This is a genomic window from Kitasatospora sp. NPDC043949 (genome assembly GCF_056435365.1).
In genome coordinates this window covers 1-22,708 of the sequence record NZ_JBWKEQ010000074.1, presented here as the reverse complement: position 1 = coordinate 22,708, position 22,708 = coordinate 1, and the positions used below count along the sequence as shown (strand labels likewise).

Annotated in this window: 19 protein-coding genes; 9 read left to right on the top strand and 10 right to left on the bottom strand. The window is 73.9% G+C overall.

The genetic code is table 11. The annotated features are described in order from the left end of the window. Nucleotides 1-67: 67 nt before the first annotated feature. Together AC07AL_RS35710 and AC07AL_RS35705 are read right to left on the bottom strand one after the other, a co-directional pair. Nucleotides 68-577, bottom strand: coding sequence for a DUF6912 family protein (locus AC07AL_RS35710; RefSeq protein ID WP_350881082.1), 510 nt, complete (start codon nt 575-577; stop codon nt 68-70). A 90-nt stretch (nt 578-667) separates the two neighbouring features. Further along, nucleotides 668-1,819 (bottom strand): patatin-like phospholipase family protein, encoded by a 1,152-nt coding sequence (locus AC07AL_RS35705; protein WP_478319403.1) that lies wholly within the window; start codon nt 1,817-1,819, stop codon nt 668-670. A gap of 360 nt (nt 1,820-2,179) precedes the next feature. Here AC07AL_RS35705 and AC07AL_RS35700 point away from each other — a divergent pair, with 360 nt between their 5' ends. Next, nucleotides 2,180-2,620: an Rv3235 family protein gene (locus tag AC07AL_RS35700; RefSeq protein ID WP_063349159.1), complete on the top strand. Its 441-nt coding sequence runs from the start codon at nt 2,180-2,182 to the stop codon at nt 2,618-2,620. Nucleotides 2,621-2,760: 140 nt separating this feature from the next. Here AC07AL_RS35700 and secA read toward each other — a convergent pair whose 3' ends face one another. After that, nucleotides 2,761-5,523 carry a preprotein translocase subunit SecA gene (gene secA, locus AC07AL_RS35695; RefSeq protein WP_363587342.1) on the bottom strand — a complete coding sequence of 921 codons (2,763 nt, stop codon included), beginning with the start codon at nt 5,521-5,523 and terminating at the stop codon, nt 2,761-2,763. Nucleotides 5,524-5,765: 242 nt separating this feature from the next. On the opposite strand from secA, the gene AC07AL_RS35690 reads away from it, so the two are divergent. Both AC07AL_RS35690 and AC07AL_RS35685 read left to right on the top strand, forming a co-directional pair. Then, nucleotides 5,766-6,338, top strand: coding sequence for a GNAT family N-acetyltransferase (locus AC07AL_RS35690; RefSeq protein ID WP_363587340.1), 573 nt, complete (start codon nt 5,766-5,768; stop codon nt 6,336-6,338). Between the two features lie 56 nt (nt 6,339-6,394). Beyond that, a complete protein-coding gene (locus AC07AL_RS35685; RefSeq protein ID WP_363587338.1) occupies nt 6,395-7,618 on the top strand; it encodes a winged helix-turn-helix domain-containing protein in 1,224 nt (407 codons plus the stop codon). A 19-nt stretch (nt 7,619-7,637) separates the two neighbouring features. Here the strand turns inward: AC07AL_RS35685 and AC07AL_RS35680 are convergent, their stop codons facing one another. Both AC07AL_RS35680 and hpf read right to left on the bottom strand, forming a co-directional pair. Then, on the bottom strand, nt 7,638-8,396 hold the full coding sequence (locus tag AC07AL_RS35680; RefSeq protein WP_079135841.1) for a response regulator: 759 nt from the start codon (nt 8,394-8,396) through the stop codon (nt 7,638-7,640). 205 nt (nt 8,397-8,601) lie between these two features. Further along, a complete protein-coding gene (hpf, locus tag AC07AL_RS35675) occupies nt 8,602-9,294 on the bottom strand; it encodes a ribosome hibernation-promoting factor, HPF/YfiA family (RefSeq protein WP_363587336.1) in 693 nt (230 codons plus the stop codon). A gap of 370 nt (nt 9,295-9,664) precedes the next feature. Between hpf and AC07AL_RS35670 the strand changes: the two genes are divergently transcribed. Next, a complete protein-coding gene (locus AC07AL_RS35670; RefSeq protein ID WP_363628092.1) occupies nt 9,665-10,384 on the top strand; it encodes a ComF family protein in 720 nt (239 codons plus the stop codon). A 61-nt stretch (nt 10,385-10,445) separates the two neighbouring features. Here AC07AL_RS35670 and AC07AL_RS35665 read toward each other — a convergent pair whose 3' ends face one another. The 3 genes from AC07AL_RS35665 to mtrA form a co-directional block, all read right to left on the bottom strand. Then, the gene (locus tag AC07AL_RS35665; RefSeq protein WP_363587332.1) at nt 10,446-12,311 is read right to left on the bottom strand and encodes an LpqB family beta-propeller domain-containing protein; all 1,866 of its coding nucleotides are present in this window, start codon (nt 12,309-12,311) and stop codon (nt 10,446-10,448) included. After that, nucleotides 12,286-14,322, bottom strand: coding sequence for an MtrAB system histidine kinase MtrB (mtrB, locus tag AC07AL_RS35660; RefSeq protein WP_400331400.1), 2,037 nt, complete (start codon nt 14,320-14,322; stop codon nt 12,286-12,288). The genes AC07AL_RS35665 and mtrB overlap by 26 nt, the downstream gene beginning before the upstream one ends. Before the next feature lie 70 nt (nt 14,323-14,392). Beyond that, on the bottom strand, nt 14,393-15,070 hold the full coding sequence (gene mtrA / locus AC07AL_RS35655) for an MtrAB system response regulator MtrA (RefSeq protein ID WP_030247322.1): 678 nt from the start codon (nt 15,068-15,070) through the stop codon (nt 14,393-14,395). 288 nt (nt 15,071-15,358) lie between these two features. Here mtrA and AC07AL_RS35650 point away from each other — a divergent pair, with 288 nt between their 5' ends. The 5 genes from AC07AL_RS35650 (at nt 15,359) to AC07AL_RS35630 (ending at nt 20,789) form a co-directional block, all read left to right on the top strand. Further along, nucleotides 15,359-16,534 (top strand): DUF7847 domain-containing protein, encoded by a 1,176-nt coding sequence (locus AC07AL_RS35650; protein WP_363587330.1) that lies wholly within the window; start codon nt 15,359-15,361, stop codon nt 16,532-16,534. A gap of 5 nt (nt 16,535-16,539) precedes the next feature. Continuing rightward, nucleotides 16,540-17,199: a DUF4129 domain-containing protein gene (locus AC07AL_RS35645; protein WP_363587328.1), complete on the top strand. Its 660-nt coding sequence runs from the start codon at nt 16,540-16,542 to the stop codon at nt 17,197-17,199. Beyond that, a complete protein-coding gene (locus AC07AL_RS35640) occupies nt 17,196-18,428 on the top strand; it encodes a DUF4350 domain-containing protein (protein WP_363587326.1) in 1,233 nt (410 codons plus the stop codon). Before AC07AL_RS35645 ends, AC07AL_RS35640 begins: the two co-directional genes overlap by 4 nt. Before the next feature lie 101 nt (nt 18,429-18,529). After that, a complete protein-coding gene (locus AC07AL_RS35635) occupies nt 18,530-19,450 on the top strand; it encodes an AAA family ATPase (RefSeq protein WP_363587370.1) in 921 nt (306 codons plus the stop codon). Between the two features lie 28 nt (nt 19,451-19,478). After that, the gene (locus AC07AL_RS35630) at nt 19,479-20,789 is read left to right on the top strand and encodes a DUF58 domain-containing protein (RefSeq protein WP_363587324.1); all 1,311 of its coding nucleotides are present in this window, start codon (nt 19,479-19,481) and stop codon (nt 20,787-20,789) included. Nucleotides 20,790-20,914: 125 nt separating this feature from the next. Here AC07AL_RS35630 and AC07AL_RS35625 read toward each other — a convergent pair whose 3' ends face one another. Then, nucleotides 20,915-22,060 carry an RNA polymerase sigma factor gene (locus AC07AL_RS35625; protein ID WP_478319404.1) on the bottom strand — a complete coding sequence of 382 codons (1,146 nt, stop codon included), beginning with the start codon at nt 22,058-22,060 and terminating at the stop codon, nt 20,915-20,917. Between the two features lie 8 nt (nt 22,061-22,068). Continuing rightward, on the bottom strand, nt 22,069-22,476 hold the full coding sequence (locus AC07AL_RS35620; RefSeq protein ID WP_063351357.1) for a YciI family protein: 408 nt from the start codon (nt 22,474-22,476) through the stop codon (nt 22,069-22,071). Nucleotides 22,477-22,708 lie beyond the last annotated feature (232 nt).

The window sequence follows — 22,708 nt, the reverse complement described above, 5'->3', positions numbered from 1 at the left end:
GACCACCGACACGCCGGTAGGACGGGGCTCACGCACCCTGCTGCTCCGCTCCGGCGCGACCGGCCGTTCAGGCCAGCAGCGCGGAGATCTCCTGGGTGGCGAACCAGAGCAGGTCGTGGTCCTCGGCCCCGTCCACGGTGAACTGGGCGTCCTGGTCGCCCGCGTCGGCCGCGGCCACCGCCGCCACCGCCGCCGCGACGTCCTCGACCACCTCGCCGTCGGCGACGTCCGCGTGCACCGCCGCCGCCTTCGCCAGCGGCAGCGGGCCGGCCAGCACCACCCGGCCGAGCGAGGCCTGGTCCTGGTACTCGTCGCCGGGGAACGGCCGGACGGCCGAGTCGGCCACGTCCAGGGCCACCACGACCCGGCGGCGCGGGGCGTCCGGGTCGGCGGCCAGCAGCCGCAGGGAGGACTGCGCGGCCCGGTTCAGCGCCGCGTACTCCAGTTCCTCCAGGTCGTCACTGACGTACCACTCGCGCAGCGCGGGCGTCACGGCGTAGGCCGCGGACTGGTCCAGGGCACCACCCGGGTGCGCCGCCGCCAGGCCGTTCAGGGTGGTGGGCACGTACACGCGCATCGGTGGCACTCTCCGGTTCGTCCAGCGGCACAGCTTCCAGCGCCCCAAGAATAAGCGCCGCCGGGCCGGGCGTGATCACCTCGGCCCGACTCAGCGGGCGGCCCGCAGGGCCTCACCGCACGTGCGCAGGGCGCTCTCCAGCACCGCGTCGCGGCGGGCCGGGTCCATCATGTTCGGGCCCATCACGGCCAGGTCGGCCGGCGTCGGCGCGAGCAGCCGCACCCGTACGCCCTCGGCCCGCAGCAGCACGGCCTCGCGCAGCAGCTGCCGGGTGACGGCGCGGCGGTAGCGACTGACCAGCTGGGCCAGCACGCCGCGCGGGCGGTCCCGGGCGCGCCACTCGCGCAGCGCGGCGAGGGAGCCCGCGAGCCCGCTGGTGCCGGCGACCCCGCCGGCGTCGGCGTCGGCGTCGGCGCGGTCGGCACGGTCGGCACGGGGGCGCAGCCGCAGGGCCATCGGGGCGAGCACGTACACCTCGTCCAGGCCGCGGCCGAGCAGCAGGTCGGCGTTGGTGGCGGACCAGCAGCCGCCGTCCACGTACGCCGAGCCGTTCAGCCGCACCGGCGCGAACCAGCCGGGGATCGAGCAGGAGGCCATCACCGCGTCGGCGACCGCGACCGCCGGGGCGTCCGGGTCCCCGAAGACCACCCGGCGGCCGCTGCGGTAGTCCACGGCCGCCACCCGCAGCGCCGCGGCCCCGGCGCCGGCCTCGCCGTCGGCGCCCGGCGGCGGCCAGCCGCCCGGGCCGAGCAGGCCGCGCACCAGCTCGCCGACCGGGGCCAGCGAACCGCGGCCGGGCGGCGCCATCGCCGACACCATGGTCAGCAGCGGGTACTCGCGCGGGTGCCGGACGGCGTCCCGCAGCAGGCCGGGCGAGCCGATGCCCGCCCCGGGGCGGGGCGGTAGCGCGCCGCCGGCGGCCGTGTCGTAGTCGAAGTCCACCCCGGCCAGCGGGCCGTCGGTGATCGGCAGGCCGCGCTGGTGGTCACGCAGTTGCTCGGTGCGGACCCCGCCGGCCAGCATCGCGCCGAGGATCGAGCCCGCCGAGGTGCCGAGCAGCACGTCCGCGTGGCCCGGCCGCCAGCCGGTGGCCTCCTCGACGGCGCAGAGCGCGCCGACCGTCCAGGCCGCACCGAGCATCCCGCCGCCGCCCAGCACCAGGCCGCGCCGGGGTGCGTCCCCGGTCGGCGGGGCGGTGCCCGCGACTGCCGGAGCCGGAACCGCCGCTACCCGTGTCGTCATCGCGGCCGCCCGTCGTCGTGGGTGCGGTCGTGGCCGCCCGGCCCCGTCCCGCTCCGCGCGGTTCCCGATCAGGCTCCGATGGTGCGCGCCGACGGCCGGGCACCGCAACGGGGGCGGCGATTCGGGCCACCCGGTCCGGCGCATCGAACCGTCCTCTTTCGGACCGTACGGCCCGCCCACGCACGTCAATCGGGCACCGTGCGACCGCGCGCCGGGCCCGGCACCGCACTGATCGATTCACTCGGATAGGTGAACTTGCCGGTCACTCCGGGGGCAGCGGCAAAAGCCCTTGCCGCCCGACACGGCCCACCGCTAGCAAGGACCCGTCCGCACCCGCACCACCGTGTCGAGGAGCCCACCGTGACCGCACCGCTCACCGCCCGCCCGCACCGCCGGCCGCGCACGACCGCCGCCCACGACCCGGCCGGGCGCCGCCCGCGCCACCCCCGCGCCGCCTGCACCGGCCCGGGCGGCCACGACCCCCGGGCGCTGGCCTCCCGCTTCGCCCACCAGCTGGTCGAGGTGCTCACCGGCGCCCGGCCCTCCGGCCAGCTGATGCGGCACACCAGCCTGGACGGCTACGGGCAGCTCGCCTCCCTGGTCCGGGCCGGCGCGCTGCGCCGCGGCGGCGCCGCCGACCGGCCCCGGCTGGGCCCGGTGCACGACCGGTCGCCCTCGCCCGACGCGGTCGAGGCCTGCGTCCGGGTCGACCTCGGCCGGCGGCACCACATGGTGGCCTTCCGGCTGGAGCAGCGCGGCCAGGCCGGGCAGTGGCAGTGCACCGCCGTGGAGGCCCGATGACCACGGCCGTCACGGCGACCACGGTCGTCACAGCGGCCAGGGCGGCCACAGCGGCCCCCACGACCGCGTGCCGGCCCGGGACGGCACAGGGCGCCGCCCCCGTCCGGGAGCGGCGCCCTGTGCGGCGTCCTGCGGCCTGCTCAGCCCTTGCGGCGGCGGCCCTTGGCCGACTTCGCGGCCTTGCGGCGCTCGGCGCGGGTCAGCCCGTCGCCCTCGTCCTCCGGCGCGAGGTCCTCGAAGTCGCCCTCGATGACACCGCCGCCGACCTCGTCCGAGGGGGCCGTGTAGTGCAGCCGCTGCGGCTTCGGGGCCTCCAGGCCCTTGGCCTTGATCTCCGGGCGGGCGGCGTCCTTCTCCAGCTTGTCGAGCAGCACCTCGGCGTCCGCGACCGGGACCTCCTCGACCTGCTGCTCGACCTGGACCTCCAGGTTGAACAGGTAGCCGACGGACTCCTCCTTGATGCCCTCCATCATCGCGGTGAACATGTCGAAGCCCTCGCGCTGGTACTCGATCAGCGGGTCGCGCTGCGCCATGGCCCGCAGGCCGATGCCCTCCTGGAGGTAGTCCATCTCGTAGAGGTGCTCGCGCCAGCGGCGGTCCAGCACCGACAGCACGACCCGGCGCTCCAGCTCACGCATGATCTCGGCGCCGAGCTGGTCCTCGCGGGCGCCGTACTGCGCCTGGATGTCCTCCTGGACGACCTTGACCAGGAACTCGGAGGTCATCCCGGCGGAGCCGCCGGCCTCCTCCTCCAGCTCCTCCAGGTCAAGGGTGAGCGGGTAGAGCTGCTTGAGCGCGGTCCAGAGCTTCTCCAGGTCCCAGTCGTCCTCGAAGCCCTCGCCGGTGGCCGCCTTGACGTAGGCCTCGACGGTGTCGTCCATGAAGTGGCCGACCTGCTCCTGCAGGTCCTCGCCCTCCAGCACGCGGCGGCGCTCGCCGTAGATGACCTCGCGCTGGCGGTTCAGCACCTCGTCGTACTTGAGGACGTTCTTGCGGATCTCGAAGTTCTGCTGCTCGACCTGGGTCTGCGCGGAGGCGATCGCCCGGGTGACCATCTTGGACTCGATCGGCACGTCCTCGGGCACGTTGGCCATCGACAGCACGCGCTCGACCATGCCGGCCTTGAACAGGCGCATCAGGTCGTCGCCCAGCGACAGGTAGAAGCGGGACTCGCCCGGGTCGCCCTGACGGCCGGAGCGGCCGCGCAGCTGGTTGTCGATCCGGCGGGACTCGTGCCGCTCGGTGCCCAGCACGTAGAGGCCGCCGGCCTCCTTGACCTCGTCCTGCTCCGCCTTGACCGAGGCCTTGGCCTTCTCCAGGGCGGCGGGGAACGCGGCCTCGTACTCCTCCGGGGTCTCGGTCGGGGTGAGCCCGCGCTGCGCCAGCTCGGCCGCCGCGAGGTGGTCGGAGTTGCCGCCGAGCATGATGTCGGTACCGCGGCCGGCCATGTTGGTGGCGACAGTCACGGCGCCCTTGCGGCCCGCCTGCGCGACGATCTGCGCCTCGCGCTCGTGGTGCTTGGCGTTCAGCACCTCGTGCGGGATGCCGCGCTTGCGCAGCTCCTGCGAGAGGTACTCGGACTTCTCCACCGACACGGTGCCGACCAGCACCGGCTGGCCCTTCTCGTGCTTCTCGGCGATGTCCTCGACCACGGCGGCGAACTTGGCCGGCTCCGACTTGTAGATCAGGTCGGGCTGGTCGATGCGCAGCGGGTTCTTGTTGGTCGGGATCGGCACCACGCCGAGCTTGTAGATCTGGTGGAACTCGGCGGCCTCGGTGGTGCCGGTACCGGTCATGCCGGCGAGCTTGTCGTACAGGCGGAAGAAGTTCTGCAGGGTGATGGTGGCCAGCGTCTGGTTCTCGTTCTGGACCTCCACCCCCTCCTTCGCCTCGATCGCCTGGTGCATGCCCTCGTTGTAGCGGCGGCCGGCCAGGATGCGGCCGGTGTGCTCGTCGACGATCATGACCTCGCCGTTCATGACGACGTAGTCCTTGTCCGCCCGGTACAGCTCCTTCGCCTTGATGGCGTTGTTCAGGAAGCCGACCAGCGGGGTGTTCACCGACTCGTAGAGGTTGTCGATGCCGAGGTAGTCCTCGACCCGGGTGACGCCCTCCTCCAGGATGCCGACGGTGCGCTTCTTCTCGTCGACCTCGTAGTCGCGGTCGATCTTCAGGCGCAGCACCAGCTTGGCGAAGTCGGCGTACCACTTGGTCGCCTGGTCGGCCGGGCCGGAGATGATCAGCGGGGTGCGGGCCTCGTCGATGAGGATCGAGTCGACCTCGTCGACGACCGCGAAGTTGTGGCCGCGCTGGACGAGTTCGTCCTTCGACCAGGCCATGTTGTCGCGCAGGTAGTCGAAGCCGAACTCGTTGTTCGTGCCGTACGTGATGTCCATCGAGTACTGGTGCTTGCGCTCGGCGGGCGTCATGTTGCCGAGGATCACGCCGACTTCGAGGCCGAGGAAGCGGTGCACCCGGCCCATCCACTCCGAGTCGCGCTCGGCGAGGTAGTCGTTGACGGTGATCAGGTGGACGCCCTTGCCGGTGAGCGCGTTCAGGTACGCGGGCAGGGTGCCGACGAGGGTCTTGCCCTCACCGGTGCGCATCTCCGCGACGTACCCGTGGTGCAGGGCCGCGCCACCCATGAGCTGAACGTCGTAGTGCCGCTGACCGAGCACCCGCTTGGCGGCCTCGCGCACCGTGGCGAACGCCTCGGGGAGGATGTCGTCCAGGGTCTCGCCGTCCGCGAGCCGCTGCTTGTACTCGTCGGTCAGCGCGCGCAGCTCGGCGTCGGTGAGGTTGACGAAGTCCTCTTCGATGGAGTTGACCTGGGCAGCAATCCGCTGCAGCTTGCGAAGGATCTTGCCTTCGCCGGCGCGCAGGATCTTGTCGAAGACGGACACTTGGGCGGGCTCCTTGCCTGTATTGGCACTGGACGACTGCACGGCGGGTTCACCCCACCGCACGGGCCATCGTATGCGAGGAGTCCAATGCCCCGGGAGGTGCGTCAGCACGGTATTCCCGTGTCACCCGCGCGAGCACTTGATCCGATAGCACCGCCCACCGGGACAAACCGGTCAGCGGATCGAGGGGTCGGCTCGATATTCGGATGCCCGAATTCCTCTCTCCACGGAATAATCCGCCCATGGAAGAGCCCCGCACCGTCACCCTCACCACGGACCGCCTCGTCCTGCGGGCCCCGCAGGAGTCGGACATCGACGCCGTCTTCGCCGCCTGCCAGGACGCCGAGATCCAGCGCTGGACGGTCGTCCCGAGCCCGTACCGGCGCGAGGACGCCGAGTACTTCGTCCGCGACCTCGCCGCGCAGGGCTGGCGCACCGGCGAGAACCGGATCTGGTGCGTGTTCGAGCGCGGCTCCGACGCCCTGGTCGGCACCCAGGGCCTCGTGCTGCGCCACGGCGACCCGGGCTCCGCCGAGGTCGGCTGGTGGGCGACGAAGGAGTTCCGCGGCCGCGGCTACACGGTCGAGGCCGCCCGCGCGGTCGCCCGCCACGGCCTGGTCGAACTCGGTCTGCGCCGCCTGGAGTGGCAGGCCTACGTGGGTAACGAGGGCTCCCGCGCGGTGGCCGAGAAGGTCGGCTACCGCTTCGAGGGCACCCTGCGCTCGTACGCCGAGCAGCGCGGCACCTTCCACGACGCCTGGGTCGCCTCGCTGCTCGCCTCGGACCTCCCGGACCTCCCGGACCTCCGCCCCTGACGTCCGCGCCGGCGCCCCCCGACCGGCTGTCGGTGCCCCGGACTACCCTCGCCGACATGACCGCCCTGCCTGCCGCCGGCTCCCCCGCCGGCCCGCCGCCCGTCACCGTCCTGAGCGCCGACGAAGCCCGCCGGATCGCCCTTCGCGCCCAGGGCCTGCTCGGCGCGCCGGACCGCCGGGCCGGGGTGCGCGGGGTGCTGCGGCACCTGGGCGCCGTCCAGTTGGACACCATCTCGGTGCTGGCCCGCTCGCACGAACTGGTGCCGTACGCCCGGCTCGGCGCGGTCGGCCGTCCGGCCGTCGAGGCGGCGTACTGGGGCGCGGGCACGAGCTTCGAGTACTGGTCGCACGCGGCCTGCATCCTGCCGGTCGAGGAGTGGCCGCTGTTCGCGTTCCGGCGCCGCCGCTACCGCGAGCGCGGCCACCTCTGGGGCCACCAGGTGACGCCCGAGACGTACCGGCACGTGCTCGACAAGCTGCGCGCCGAGGGCCCGTTGACCTCCACGGAGCTGGGCGGCGCCAAGAAGACCGCCGAGTGGTGGGACTGGTCGGACACCAAGATCGCGGTGGAGCGGGCGCTGGCCTTCGGCGACGTGGTCTGCACCGAGCGCCGGAGCTGGAAGCGCGTCTACGCGCTGGCCGAACAGGCCATCCCCGAGGCGCTGTTCGGGCAGGACCGCACCGACCGGGAGTGCGTGCGCACCCTGGTCGCCCAGGCCGGGGCCGCGCTCGGCGTGGCCACCCGGGCCGACCTGCTGGACTACCACCGGCTGCGCGCCGAGGAGCTGGACCCGGTCCTCGCGGACTGCGGGCTCGTCCCGGTCGAGGTGGCCGGCTGGGGCCCGGGCGGCGGCGCGGCGGCGGCCTGGGCCGACCCGGCCGCGCTGGCCACCACCCCGCGCGGGCGCCACCGCACCACGCTGCTCTCGCCGTTCGACTCGCTGATCTGGGACCGCGCACGCACCGAGCGGATCTTCGGCATGACGCACCGACTGGAGGCCTACACGCCCAAGCACAAGCGGGTGCACGGCTACTTCGCGATGCCGCTGCTGGCCGGCGGCCGGCTGGTGGGCCGGGTCGACCCGGCCCGGGAGGGGCGCACCCTGGTGGCCCGTCAGGTCTCGCTGGCCGGCGACCGAGGGCACGGCGCCCGGCACGTCGAGGCGCTGGCGGCGGCCCTGCGCGAGGCGGCCGCCTGGGTGGGCTGCGACGGCGTCCGGGTCGAGGCCCTGCCGGACGAACGGCTGCGCCCGGCCCTCGAGAAACTCCTCGCGAGCTAGGGCCGGGGCGCAGCCACGGTCACCCTATTTCGAGGATCTTCTCGCGCATCGCGTACACCACCGCCTCCATCCTGGAGTGCAGTTGGAGCTTCTCCAGGATGTTGCGCACGTGGTTCTTCACGGTGTTCTCGCTGATGAACAGCTCCTTGGCGATCTCCCGGTTGTTCATCCCGGTCGCCACCAGCTTGAGCACCTCCAACTCCCGGTCGGTGAGCCGGGGTGCGGGCACCAGGTCCCGGTCGTCGGAGCGACGCTGGATCATCGACTTGAACTCGGTGAGCAGCTTGGACGCCATCGACGGGCTGATCTGGGACTGCCCGTCGGCGACCGCGCGGATCGCGGTGGCGACCTCGTCGGTGGAGATCTCCTTCAGCAGGTAACCGGTGGCGCCCGCCTTGATCGCCTCGTAGAGGTCGGCCTCCTCGTCGCTTATCGTCAACATGATGATCTTGGTGCTGGGTGCCACGTCCTTGATCGCCGTGCAGGCCTCGATCCCGCTGCGGCGCGGCATCCGGACGTCCATCAGGATGATGTCCGGCAGCAGGTCGGCAGCCTTCAACACGGCCTCGGCGCCGTCGCCGGCCTCGCCGACGACCTTGATGTCCGGCTCCTCCGCGAGCACGATCTCCAGCCCCCGGCGGAACAACGCGTGGTCGTCCACCACCAGTACGCGGATCGGCTCACCCCGGTGCGGCGCGTACGCGGGTTCCTCCTCCGGTCCCGGTGACAGTCCGGTGACCGGCCCCGTAGCGGGCCCCAGCCCGAAGTGATCCCCCATCCGCTCCTCCCCCTTCGCGGGTCGTCGTGCGCCAATCATTCCACGCCGCGCGGCCGTTGCTGTCACCCTCCGACGCCGCCGTTCCGCATCGGGTGACCTCCCGGGCCCGCCCTCGACTCCCGCTCCACCCGCCCTGCCCCGAAACGCCGGTGACCCCGGCGGACTCGGCCGCCGGGGTCACCCCTCCAGGATTGTCTTCGGACGGTCAGTCCTCGTCGTCGCTTTCGCCGATCGCCCCGCCCGCGCCGCCGCCCGCGCCGGCCGACCCGTCGGTCTGCAGGTGGATGACGCCGTAGTGGTAGCCGTGACGGCGGTAGACGACGCTCGGCAGGCCGCTGTCCTTCTCCACGAAGAGGTAGAAGTCGTGGCCGACCAGTTCCATCTCGTACAGCGCCTGGTCCAGCGCCATGGGGGCGGCCGGGTGGGTCTTCTCCCGGACCACCAGCGGGCCTTCGCCCTCCACTTCCAGGGATCCCATCATGGTCTTGCGGACGGCCCCGTTGGTCTCGCCCTCCCGCACCGCCGTGTCCGGCAGCGCGGCCAGCGCCGCGGTCGCCTCGGCGACGCTGATGGGGGTGCGGCCGTTGCCGCCCTTGTGCACTCGGCGCCGGTCCGCGGACTTGCGCAGCTGGGCGTCGAGCTTCGCCGAGGCCAGGTCGAGCGCCGCGTACGGGTCGGCGGCGGCGGCTTCGGCCCGGATCACCGGCCCACGGGTACGGAGAGTGATCTCCACCCGCTCGGACCGGTCGGCCTGCCGCGGGTTGTGCTCCTTGGACACCTCGACGTCGAGGCTGATCACCTTGCCGTCGAACTTCTGGACCTTCTCCAGCTTCTCGGCCACGTGCTCGCGGAACCTCTTGGGCACCTCGGTCTTGCGGCCCTTGACGACGATGTCCACGCAGAACTCCGATCCCTCGTGCTGACGCCGATCCGGGTGCTACCGGACCGGACTGAGACCCAGCTGGACCAGCCCATCCACTGCCGGCCCCCCGCCCCCGCCGCCAGCGGCGGGAAACGACTGGCCCTCACCTCACTTCCTCCCCACCAGGGACGGTTGAAACCCCTTGGAGCTTTATCGAACACCTCACACGGGGTTTTCGCCTCCCCAGGCGCGGAGTCGGGTATGACCCGATACTGCGGGCGGGCGGTCAAGCTGTTGGACCCTGTCTACCCTCCTGCGAGTGAAGCACGGGTAAATACCTGGACAACACCCCCCGTACGGCGCATCCTTTGCTCACTCTCCGTGCCTGCCGTCGCCAGGAGCAGCCGTGCCACCACCCCCCGCCCCCACCCGTCCGCCGTCCGCCCAAGGGCCGTTCGGCCACGCACTGGCCGGACTGCTGGACGTCCTGGTCCCGGCCCGCTGCGCCGGCTGCGGCGCCGAGCGCACCCAGCTCTGCCCGGCCTGCCGGCACGCGCTGGCCGCCACCCGGCCCGGCCCCACGCTGCTGCCCTGGGCGCACGCCGCCGCCCCGTACGCCGACTCCGTCCGGCAGTTGCTGCTCGCCCACAAGGAGCGCGGCGCGCTGCGGTTGGCGGGCCCGCTCGGCGAGGCGCTCGGCCGGGCCGTCCGCTCCGCCCTGGGACCGCGTGCCGCCGCCGCGCCGCTGCTGCTGGTCCCGATGCCCTCGGCCCGATCCGCCGTCCGCGCCCGCGGCCACGACCCGACGCTGCGGCTGGCCGGGGCCGCCGCCCGCTCGCTGCGCCGGTGCGGCCTGGACGCCCGGGCCGAGCCGCTGCTGCGGCACGCCCGCCCGGTCGCCGACCAGGCCGGGCTGAGCGCGGCCGAGCGCCACCGCAACCTGCACGGCGCGCTCACCGTGCTGCCGCGCGCCCGGCGCGACCTGCTGGGCCGTCAGCCGGTCCTGGTGGACGACCTGGTGACCACCGGTGCCAGCCTCGCCGAGGCGGCCCGGGCACTGGCGGACGCCGGACTGCCCGCCCGGGCGGGCGCCGCGGTCGCCGCCACCGCGCACCGGCCCGGCTGAGGCACCGGGCGGCCCGACATGGCGTCAGGGATCGGAACGTCAGAGCGTGATCGGCGGGTTCCTAGCCCGCGTAGAAGAAGGACCCGGCCTTGTCGGCCAACTGGACCTCGCGCCACTGACTGCCGATCAGCCGGTAGATCGCGCCTCCGGCCGCCGCGAGCACCGACGGCGCCTGGGCCAGGACGTTGCCCCGGGACTCGGAGGCCGAGACGGTGAGCATGTTCTCGGCCTGCAGCGTGGTGTCGGCGCTCTGCGTGCCGTCGGTGCCGATGTAGTACAGCTGCTTGATCCGGTCGGCCTCCTTGCCGAGCACCAGCAGCTGGTCGGCCTCCGCCCAGGAGACCGAGGCGACGTCGGTGAGCGAGGGGGCCGCCCGGCGCAGGCCGGTGATCCGCGCGGTCGGCGCCTCCGGGGTACCGCCGTGCACCACCAGGCCGAAGTACAGCGAGCGGCTGGGCACGCCCGCGGTCTTGACCACCAGGGCGGCCCGGGCGCCGTCCGAGGAGATCTTCAGGGCCTGCACGGTCTGCCCGTCCAGCCCCTCGACCGCGACGGGGTACGTCCGGTTGCCGCGGACCATCACCACCCGCGGGCCCTGCGGGTTGCGGTCCACCACCCAGAGGTCGCCTCGGCCGTCCCAGCTGGGCGAGGCGAGGCCGTCCTCCTTGTCGGCGGTCTTCACCGGCGAGGTGAGCACCGGGTCGGGCAGCGCCACCGCGCTGTCCGCCAGCGGCACCGAGTAGAGCTGGTGGCCGTCCCCGCTGATCGCGGCGGCCCGGGAGCCGTCCCGGTTGACGGCCATGGTGCCGAGCGGCGCCTTGCCGGCCGGCTGCGGCTTGCCGAGGACGCCGCGCACCGGCTCGCCGTTGCGCTGCTCGTCGGTGACCATCAGGAGGCCGTTGTCGGCGCGCTGGTAGTACTGCTGCGCGGGCAGCGGCCCGGCCAGGGCGCCGGGGCCGGTGGCCGGCAGGTCGTTGCGGCTGGCGAAGCAGTTGCCCCGCTGGCCCTTGAGTTCAAGCCGTTCGACCTGTCCCTTGCCCTGGTCGGCGAGGGTGTAGAAGAGCTGGGTCGCCATCCGCCGGCAGGACACCGGTTCGCTGACGTCCGCCCCGCCGAGCTGCACGTGGGCGATCCGGCCGTCGTCGACGCTCACCCGGTCGACGCTGACGCCGCTCGGGAAGGACGTCCGGGCGACCGGCGCGAGCCAGGTCGAGGGCCCGGCGACCAGGGCCTTGGCAGCGGCGGTCAGCGGGTCTGTCCGGCGCCGCAGGTAGATCGGGTCGGGGATCAGGACCTGCTGGCCGGCGCTCCCGGTGACGGTCGAGGACGGGTCCGGCGTGGTGTAGAAGTACCGGTCGACCTGGCGGTAGCTGTTGTTGAAGTTGGTCTCGTTCATGATCACGCCGGTCGGCAGCTTGTCGATCCGCCACTCGCCGTCCTTCTCCCGGACGAGGGTGAAGTCGGCCGAGACGTCCCGCTGCCCCTCGGCCAGGTACGAGTGCTTCTCGTCGATCCTGGCGATCAGCGACCCGGTCACCGTCGCGGAGACGCTGGTGTCGGTGTCGGCGATCTCCTGGCCGGCCGGGAGGTTCGGGGTGGCGGCGGAGAGCACCTGGATGCCGGCGTCCGGGTTCCAGTGCGCGGAGGCGTTCTCGGTGAGGTACTGGCGCGCGGTCTCGTACCCCTCGTCTGCGGTCACCGCGTCCAGGAACCCGGTCAGCAGGGCGCGCGGCTTGGCGCCCTTGGCCGGCGCCACCGGGTAGACCTTGGCCTGCAGGTTCTTGTCGGCCGCCCCCTGCGACAGCTCCACCCGGGAGATGCCGCCGGAGTCCGGCATGGCCGCGCAGCCGCTCGCCACCAGGGCGCCGAGCACCACGCCGGCCACCGCCGTGAACCGCGGCTCAGTCCTGCTGCTCGTCCTTCGCACGCTGCGACCCCTCCAGGTCCGTCCCGCCCGTCCCATCCGTCACGTCCGGCTCCGCCGTCCGCTGTGCCACCGACGGCCGTCCGGGCGTCGGGTCCACCATCACCTGGGCGCCGGTGGCACCGTACCCGCTCCCCGCCGTCCGGACGTCCGAGGGGTCCGCGCGCGGCCCTTCGGGCAGCCGGCGCTTGCCCAGGTCGGGGCCGATGTTCAGCACCCCGCCGAGCCCGCTGCCGAAGCCGTTGACGGGCCCCTCCGGCGTCTCCGCCTGCTCCTCGGCCGCGGTCATCGCGGTCGCGCCGGGCGGGCTGATCGCCCGCCGGTACGGCACGCCGTAGGTGCCCAGGCCCCGGTTGTTGCGGGAGTCCTCCGGCTCCAGCCGGAACGGCGCCCGGCTGATCTCGCCGCCCCGGGTGCGCGGCAGGGTGAGCCGGAAGTGCGAGCCGCCGCCGGGCTCGCCCCAGGCCTGCAGCCAGCCGCCGTGCAGGTGCGCGTCCTCGACCGCGATGGACAGGCCGAGGCCGGTGCCGCCGGTGGTCCGCACCCGGGACGGGTCGGCCCGCCAGAAGCGGTGGAACACCCGGGACGCCTCGCCCGGCTTGAGGCCGATGCCGTAGTCGCGCACGCCGACCGCGACCGCGCCGTCGGCCGAGCCCAGCCGCACCACCACGTCGCGTCCCTCGCCGTGTTCCAGGGCGTTGACCACCAGGTTGCGCAGGATGCGCTCGATCCGGCGGGAGTCCACCTCGGCGACGACCGGCTCGCCGTCGCCGCGGATCACCACCGCACTGCCCTTGGCCTGGGCCAGCGGGTCGGCGGCCTCCACCACCCGGGCGACGATGTCGCGCAGGTCGACCGGCTCGCCGTCCAGGATCGCGGCGCCGGCGTCGAAGCGGCTGATCTCCAGCAGGTCGGCGAGCAGCGACTCGAAGCGGTCCAGCTGGCCCTGCAACAGCTCCGCCGAGCGGGCCGCCATCGGGTCCAGGTCCTCGCGGCTGTCGTAGATGAGGTCCGCGGCCATCCGGACCGTGGTCAGCGGGGTGCGCAGCTCGTGCGAGACGTCCGAGACGAAGCGCCGCTGCACCCGGGACAGCTCCTCCAACTGGCGGATCTGGGCCTGGAGGGCATTGGCCATCCGGTTGAACGACTCGCCGAGGCGGGCGATGTCATCCGTGCCGGTGACCTTCATCCGCTCTTCCAGGTGCCCGTCGGCGAGCCGCTCGGAGATGCCGGCGGCCATCCGGACCGGGGTGACCACCTGGCGCACCACGACCCAGGCGATGCCGCCCATCAGGATCACCACGAACACGCCGGCGGTCGCCAGGGTGCCGGTGATCAGGTCGAGGGTGTCGGTCTCCTGGCCGAAGGAGAACACGTAGAACATCTGGTAGCTGTTGCCGGCCGGGCCGGTGAACTGCATGCCGAGGGCCAGCCCGGGCTCGGTCCGCTCGTCGGCCCGGTGGATCCGGGCCGGCTGGTCGAACATCTGGCCGGGCTCGGAGTGGACCCTGTCCCGCAGGGTGTCGGGGACGCTGCTGGGCAGGATGTCGCCCGAGAAGCGCGGCGCGAAGCCGTTCTCCGGGACGATGGCGTCGGTGCCGGCGGCCATCGCGATCACCGAGTAGACGGTCTGCCCGCTCGCGGCCAGGTCGTTGACCTGCCGCAGCAGCCAGGTGCCGGTCTCCTCGATGGTGGGGTCGGGCGTGGCGCCGACCCGCAGCCGCTGGTCCTTCGCCTCGTCGATCTTCTTCAGTTCCGCCTGGAACCCGATCCTGGCCTGCTCGCGGGCGGCCGCCATCTTGGTGCCGAGCAGGCCGGTGCGCACCTGCGCCATCACGACCACGCCGAGCACCAGGACGACCGCGATGGACGCGAGCAGCGAGACCGCCACCACGCGCAGCTGGATCGACCGGCGGTACAGCGCCGTCACCCGGCGCGCGGGCCGACGCAGCTGACGGGTCAGCAGCGCGAACGCGGCCGCCCGGCGCCGACGGCGGGTGGTCGAACTCAGCACGGACCCGCGAACCGCGTCGGCCCCGTCGGTCGCGGAACCCGACGGGGCTTCGTCAGCCAGGTGCGTCACGTCAGCTGGGTCCGGCCTTGTAGCCGACGCCACGGACGGTCACCACGATCTCGGGGCGCTCCGGGTCCTTCTCGATCTTGGACCGCAGGCGCTGCACGTGGACGTTGACCAGGCGGGTGTCCGCCGCGTGCCGGTAACCCCAGACCTGCTCCAGCAGCACCTCACGGGTGAACACCTGCCAGGGCTTGCGGGCCAGCGCGACCAGCAGGTCGAACTCCAGCGGGGTCAGCGGGATGCCCCGGCCGTCCCGCTTCACCGAGTGGCCGGCCACGTCGATCACCAGGTCGCCGATGGTCAGCTGCTCGGGCGTCGGCTCCTCGGCACGGCGCAGCCGGGCACGCACCCGGGCCACCAGCTCCTTGGGCTTGAACGGCTTGGTGACGTAGTCGTCGGCACCCGACTCCAGGCCCACCACGACGTCGACCGTGTCGGTCTTCGCGGTCAGCATGACGATCGGAATACCGGACTCCGCCCGGATCTGCCGGCAGACGTCGATACCGTCCCGACCGGGCAGCATCAGGTCGAGCAGGACCAGGTCGGGCTTGGTCTCCCGGAACGCAGCTAGCGCCCTGTCCCCATCCGCGACGAAAAACGGCTCAAAACCCTCACCACGCAGCACGATACCGAGCATCTCGGCCAGTGCGGAGTCGTCATCAACGACGAGGACGCGTCCCTTCATGCGTCCATCCTCTCATTACCGGATTGTGACCTGCCGCACAGCAGTGCCAATGCTCCACAACGGCCAACTCCCCCCACCGGTTAATTCCGGCCATACCGGGCGAATGTGCCCGGCTGGAACGTCTTCGAACGGCCCGCGGCCCACCGCCCGACCACCGGAAGGCCCCCGTTTCCGATCAGCGGCCGGATACCCATGGGGCCTTCCCAGACCCCATGGCACGATGGGCGCTGCGCGCGGGCGAAAGATCCGCCCGGAACCGCGCCCGTGACGCCCCTCCGAGGAGCAGTGATGACCGACACTCCGGGCTGGGCCTCGCCCGGCTCGCCCGAGCCGCCCCGCGACGACGCCCGGCCCCCGGCCGACGCGCCCGCCGCCGTGCCCGGGCCGTCGGCACCACCGCAGGGCGCCCCCGCCCCGGCCCCTGGCTGGAGCGGTCAGCAGGCCCGGCCCGACTGGAGCCGGCCCGCACCGGGCGGCCACCACCCCTACGGCTGGGGCGCTCCGCAGAGCCCCAAGCCCGGCGTCATCCCGCTGCGCCCGCTCGGACTCGGCGAACTCCTCGACGGCTCCGTCGCCACCATCCGCAAGCACTGGCGGACGACCCTCGCCCTCTCCCTCGGCATCGCCGTCGTCGAGCAGGCCGGCAACGTCGCCGCCCAGCTGCTGGTCAAGGGCAAGACCGGCCCCGCCACCCAGGTGACGACCATGCTGGCCTCGATGCCGCTGACGGTGCTGCTCGGCGTGGTCGCCACCGCGCTGCTCACCATGGTCGTCAGCCGCGCCGTCCTCGGGCAGTCCGCGAACGCCGGGGACGCCTGGCGCGACGCCCGCCGCCGGCTGCCGCAGTTGCTCGGGCTGACCCTGCTCACCGGCCTGATGTCCGGCGGTGTGGTCCTGCTCGGCTTCAGCCCCTGGTACTTCTACGCCTCCGGCTCGGCGGGCGCCCCCGAGACGGAGGCCCTGCTGTTCCTCGTCGGCATCCTGACCATCCCGGTCGGGTTCTGGCTGTGGATCCGGTTCAGCCTGGCCGCCCCCGCCCTGATGCTGGAGAAGCAGGGTGTGCGGACCGCGCTGTCCCGCTCCCGGCGGCTGACCCTCGGCTCCTGGTGGCGCATCTTCGGCATCTCGCTGCTCGGCGAGGTGCTGACCTTCATCGTCGCCATGGTCATCGCGATCCCGTTCCGCTTCGCCGGACTCGTCCTCGGCTTCAGCGACCTCGACCGCCAGGTCGACCTCAGCTCGGCCCACGAGCCCACCGCGATGCTGATCACCACCGCGATCGCCGGCATCATCGCCGCCACCCTCACCATCCCCTTCCGGGCCGCCCTCGGCGTCCTCATCTACGTCGACCAGCGGATCCGCCGCGAGGCCCTGGACATCGAACTCGCCCGCGCCGCCGGCCTCGCCGAGTCCGGCGCCACCGGCTGGGGCGACCAGGCCGGCCGACCCCCCGCGAGGCGCTGACCCGGATGCCTACCTGGGGGGACAGGCTCCTCGTCGCGGGCGGCGCCCCGGTCACCGTCCCGCGTGACCCGGCCCGCGACGCCGCCCGCGACGAGCTGCTCAACGCCGAGTACCACAAGCACGACCCGAGCGTCCTGGAACGGGTCATGACCTGGCTCAACGACCACATCACCGACGCGCTCGACAGCATCTCCGGCAACGGCACCAGCGGCACCACCGGCCTGGTGCTCTTCCTGATCGTCGCCCTGCTGATCGGTGCCGCCCTCTGGTGGCGCCTCGGCGCGCCACGGCGCGCGGCCCGCACCGTCCTCGACGTCTACGGCGTCGAAGGACCGCGCGGCGCCGGCCAGTACCGGGCCGACGCCGAACGGCACGCCGCCGCCGGGCACTGGAACGAGGCCGTCCGCGCACAGATGCGAGCCCTGGTCCGGGCCCTGGAGGAACGCACCCTGCTCGACGTCCGCCCCGGCCGCACCGCCGACGAGGCCGCCACCGAGGCCGGCCGGGCCCTGCCCGACCACGCCGCCGCCCTGGCCGCCGCCGCCCTCACCTTCGACGACATCGCCTACGGCGAGCGCACCGCCGACCAGGCCGCGTACCAGCTGCTGCGCGAGCTCGACCGGACCCTGGAACGCGCCCGCCCGGCCCTGGGAGGAGCGGCATGACCAGCACCGCCCCCGCGCCGCCCGCGCCGCAGCCGCCCGCCACCCCTGCCCCCGGCGGGCCGGCCACGACCAGCCTCGCCCCCACCGGCCGCGGCCTCTGGCGCCGGGCCCGCTGGTACCTGCTCGTCCTCGCCGTCCTGCTGATCGGCGCCACCGCCGTGGCCGCCCTCGGCCAGGACCGCCGCTACCCGCCGCTCGACCCGCGCTCCTACGACCAGGACGGCAGCCACGCCGTCCTCGCGCTGCTCGAACACCAGGGCCTCAAGACCGACCTCACCACCGACCTCACCGGCCACCCGGGCGGCGCCGACACTCTCGTCCTGCCCGAGCCAGACCTGCTCGGCCCCGCCGAACTGCGCGCCGTCGCCGCAGCCCGGCACAGCCGGCTCGTCCTCGTCGCCCCCGGTCCGGCCGCGCTCAGCGCCCTGGCCCCCGGCATCCGCCCCTCCGACGAGGACGGCGGGCCCTCCTACGCCTCCGTCCGCAGCACCACCGCACAGTGCCCGCTCACCGAGGCCGTGCGGGCCGGCAGCGCCGAGATCGGCGGAATGCTCTACACCAGCGGCAGCCGCGGCGCCGGCTGCTACCCGCGCGGCCACGGCTACCCGCTGGTCAGCGCCCCGACCGCCGGCGGCGACGTCATCGTGCTCGGCACCGGCGCCTTCCTCCACAACGAGCAGCTCGCCAAGGACGGCAACGCCGCCCTCGCCCTCGGCCTGCTCGGCTCCCAGCCCCGCCTCACCTGGCACCTGCCCGACTACAGCGCCCCGCTCGCCCAGGGCACCCGGGACAAGACCTTCGGCGACTACATCCCGGACGGCTGGCGCTGGGCCGGCTACCAGCTCGCCGTCGCCGCCGTCCTGACCGCCCTCTGGCGCGGCCGCCGACTCGGCCCCGTGATCAGCGAGAACCTGCCCGTGGTGGTCCGCGCCGCCGAGACCACCGAGGGCCGCGCCCGGCTCTACCGCCGCGCCAAGGCCCGCGGCCGCGCCGCCGAGGCCCTGCGCCGGGCCGCCGCGCACCGCCTCGCCCCGGCCCTGGGCGTCCCGCTCCACGCCGGCGCGCCCGACCCCGACACCCTCTGCGCGGCCGTGGCCGACCGCCTCCCCGAGCAGCCCGCCGGCGACGTCCGGGCCCTCCTCTTCGGCCCGCCCCCGACCGACGACACCGCACTGCTGCGGCTCGCCGACGACCTCGACGCCCTCGAAAGGCAGGTACGGAACCCGTGACCGAACAGGCCACCGCCACCCCGTCCAGCACCCCCGGCGCGGCGGCTGCCACCCCGGGCACCCCCGACACCGCCGCCGACCCGCGCGCCGCACTCACCGCCCTGCGCGCCGAGATCGGCAAGGCCGTGGTCGGCCAGGACGCCGCCGTCACCGGCCTCGTCGTCGCCCTGCTCTGCGGCGGCCACGTCCTGCTGGAGGGCGTCCCCGGCGTCGCCAAGACCCTGCTGGTCCGCACCCTGTCCACCGCGCTCAACCTGGACACCAAGCGCATCCAGTTCACCCCCGACCTGATGCCCGGCGACGTCACCGGCTCCCTCGTCTACGACGCCCGGACCGCCGAGTTCTCCTTCCAGCCCGGCCCGGTCTTCACCAACCTGCTGCTCGCCGACGAGATCAACCGCACCCCGCCGAAGACCCAGGCCGCCCTGCTGGAGGCCATGGAGGAGCACCAGGTCACCGTCGACGGCGTGCCGCGCGCGCTGCCCGTCCCGTTCCTGGTCGCCGCGACCCAGAACCCGGTCGAGTACGAGGGCACCTACCCGCTGCCCGAGGCCCAGCTGGACCGCTTCCTGCTCAAGCTGGTCCTGCCGCTGCCCGACCGGGACCAGGAGTTCCAGGTCCTGTCCCGGCACGCCGCCGGCTTCGACCCCCGCGACCTCGCCGCCGCCGGCGTCCGCCCGGTCGCCGGGCCCGCGCACCTCGCCGCCGCCCGCGAGCAGATCGCCAAGCTGACCGTCTCCCCCGAGATCCTCGCGTACATCGTCGACCTCTGCCGGGCCACCCGGCAGTCCCCGTCGCTGTCCATCGGCGTCTCGCCGCGCGGTGCCACCGCCCTGCTGGCCGCCTCCCGCGCCTGGGCCTGGCTCGCCGGCCGCGACTACGTCACCCCCGACGACGTCAAGGCCCTGGCCCTGCCCACCCTGCGGCACCGCGTCGCGCTGCGCGCCGAGGCCGAGATGGAGGGCGTCACCGCCGACTCCGTCATCCAGGCCGTCCTCGCCCAGACGCCCGCCCCCCGCTGAACCGCCCGTTCCCGAAGGAGCGCACCGCATGGCCCTCACCGGGCGAACCGCCCTGCTCGCCGCGCTCGGCACGCTCGTCGTGGGCCTGTTGCTGCCGTCCTGGGCCGGGATCGGCCTCGTCACCGGCGCCGTGCTGCTCGCCGCCGCGATCGACCTGGTGCTCGCCGCCCCCGTCCGCGGTCTGGAACTCGGCCGGGGCGGCGACACCACCGTCCGGCTCGGCGAACCCGCCTCCGTCGAACTGACCGTCACCAACCCCTCCGGGCGGCCCCTCCGGGCCCGGATCCGCGACGCCTGGGCCCCGTCCGCCTGGCGGCCGGGCACCGCCGAGGCCGCCTCCCGACACACCCTGCACGTCCCCGCCGGCGAGCGGCGCCGGGCCGTCACCGTGCTCACCCCGACCCGCCGCGGCGACCACCACGCCCGACGGGTGACGGTCCGTTCGCTCGGGCCGCTCGGCCTGGCCGGCCGCCAGGGCTCGCACCACCTGCCCTGGACAGTCCGAGCCCTGCCCCCGTTCAACAGCCGCAAGCACCTGCCCTCCCGGCTCGCGCGGCTGCGCGAACTCGACGGCCGCACCTCGGTCCTGACCCGCGGCCAGGGCACCGAGTTCGACTCCCTGCGCGAGTACCTGCCCGGCGACGACGTCCGCTCCATCGACTGGCGGGCCAGCGCCCGCCGCAACACCGTCGCCGTCCGCACCTGGCGCCCCGAACGCGACCGGCACATCCTCGTCGTCCTCGACACCGGCCGCACCTCCGCCGGCCGGGTCGGCGACGCGCCCCGCCTCGACGCCGCCCTCGACGCCGCCCTGCTGCTCACCGCCCTCGCCACCCGCGCCGGCGACCGGGTCGACCTGCTCGCCCACGACGCCCGCAAGCGCGCCGCGGTCGCCGGCAGCTCGCCCAGCGAGATCCTGCCGGCCTTCACCAACGCGATGGCCTCCCTCCAACCGGCCCTGCACGAGACCGACATGCGCTCACTGGTCTCCACCGCCCTCAAGATGGCACCGCACCGCTCGCTGATCGTCCTGCTCACCGGCCTCGACACGGCCCCGGTCGAAGACGGCCTGCGCCCGCTGCTGCCGCTGCTCACCAAGCGCCACGAGGTGGTCCTGGCCTGCGTCGCCGACCCCCACCTGGACGCCCTCGCCGCCGGCCGCGGCACCCTGGAAGCCGTCTACGGCGCCGCCGCCGCCGAACAGACCCGCGCCGACCGCCGCGCCACCGCCGACCTCCTCACCCGCCACGGCGTCACCGTCCTCGACGCCTCCCCCGCCCAGCTCGCCCCCGCCCTCGCCGACACCTACCTCGCGCTCAAGGCCGCCGGCCGCCTCTGAGCCTCGCCCGTACGGGCGGTCCCGCCTCTTGGTCCCGTTCCTTGGTCCCGTTCCTTGGTCACGTCGTACGGTCTCGTCCCTTCAACGGGCAGTCCGTGGTGACGCCGCGCCTCCTGCCTGGTCCGTCAGCGAGGCCGACGGGCGTTCAGCCGGGCGGCCTGGCGCATGAGGTGGTCGCGCTCGGCGAGGTTGGGGGCCTGGTGGGCCGCCTCGACATACAGCCGGGCCGCCGTCTCCAAGTCACCGTCGCGCTCGTGGAGGTACGCCGCCACTGCCGTGTGGCGGGGCAGCGAACCGTCCAGCTCCCCGAGCGCCGCCAGCCCGGCGCGCGGCCCGTCGGCCTCACCGACGGCCACCGCGCGGTTGAGCCGGACGACCGGGCTCTCGGTCAGGCGGGCGAGCTCGTCGTACCACTCGACGATCTGCACCCAGTCGGTCTCCCCGGCGGTGGGCGCGTCGGCGTGGAGTGCCGCGATGGCGGCCTGGGCCTGGAACTCGCCCAGCCGGTCGCGGCCGAGGGCCGCTTGCAGGATCCCGACGCCCTCGGCGATCAACCCGGTGTCCCACCGGCCGCGGTCCTGCTCGGCGAGCGGCACCAGGCTCCCGTCGGACGCGGTCCGGGTCCCGCGCCGGGCATGGTGGAGCAGCATCAGGGCGAGCAGCCCCGCCACCTCGGGGTGGTCGATCACCTCCGCGAGCTGCCGGGTCAGCCGGATGGCCTCGGCGGCGAGGTCGACGTCCCCGGAGTAGCCCTCGTTGAAGACCAGGTAGAGGACGCGCAGCACGGTGGCGACATCGCCGGGCCGGTCGAATCGCACCCCCGAGACGGTCCGCTTGGCCCGGCTGATGCGCTGCGCCATGGTCGCCTCGGGCACCAGGTAGGCCTGGGCGATCTGGCGGGTGGTCAGCCCGCCCACGGCGCGCAACGTGAGCGCGACCGCCGACGACGGCGTCAACGACGGGTGCGCGCACAGGAAGTAGAGCTGGAGCGTGTCGTCCACCGCGGACGCGGGCCCCGGCTCCGGTTCCCCGTCGACCCGGTCCTCGCGCCGGCGGCGGGCCGCGTCCGCCCGGGCCGCGTCGAGGAACCGGCGCCAGGCCACGGTGACCAGCCAGCCCTTGGGGTCCCGCGGCGGACCGGCCGGCCAGACGCGGACCGCCTCGACCAGCGCGTCCTGCACGGCGTCCTCGGCCGCCGCGAAGTCGGCTCCGCGGCGGACGAGGATACCGAGCACGCTCGGCGCGAGACTCCGGAGCAGGACTCCGTCCACCGGCGAGGTCACTCGGTGACGGTGGGCGGCGCGGCCAGGAACGGACGCAGCTCCAGCCACTCGTGGATCGGCCGCCCGCCCGCCCCGGGAGCGGCCGACAGCTCCCCGGCCAGCTCGACGGCGCGCTCGTAGCTGTCGACGTCGATCACCATCCAGCCGGCGATCAAGTCCTTGGTCTCGGCGAACGGGCCGTCGGTCACCGGCGGGCGCCCCTCGCCGTCGTACCGGACGAAGGTCCCCTCGGGAGCGAGCGCCTGGCCGTCGACGAACTCGCCGGTCTTCTCCAGCCGGTCCGCGAAGTCCTGCATGTACCGCACGTGCGCCGAGATCTCCTCGGGCGTCCATCGGTCCATGGGCACGTTGTTGACCGGAGCCGGGGCGCCTCGGTAGTGCTTGAGCAGCAGGTACTTGGCCATGATGTTCTCCTCGGTGCTGGTGCGACCCATTGTGGCCGCGTTCACCCCGGGGACGGAGCCAGCCACGGGTTCTCGACATGGCCGGCCGAACTTTTTTTGAACTTTCGTGAGGGACCCTGGTGAGGTGCTCCTGTGGGCCGGAAATGCAGAGAACCCCCATCCGGTTTCCCGGATGGGGGTTCTCTGTGAATGATTGTTCGGCGGCGTCCTACTCTCCCACAGGGTCCCCCCT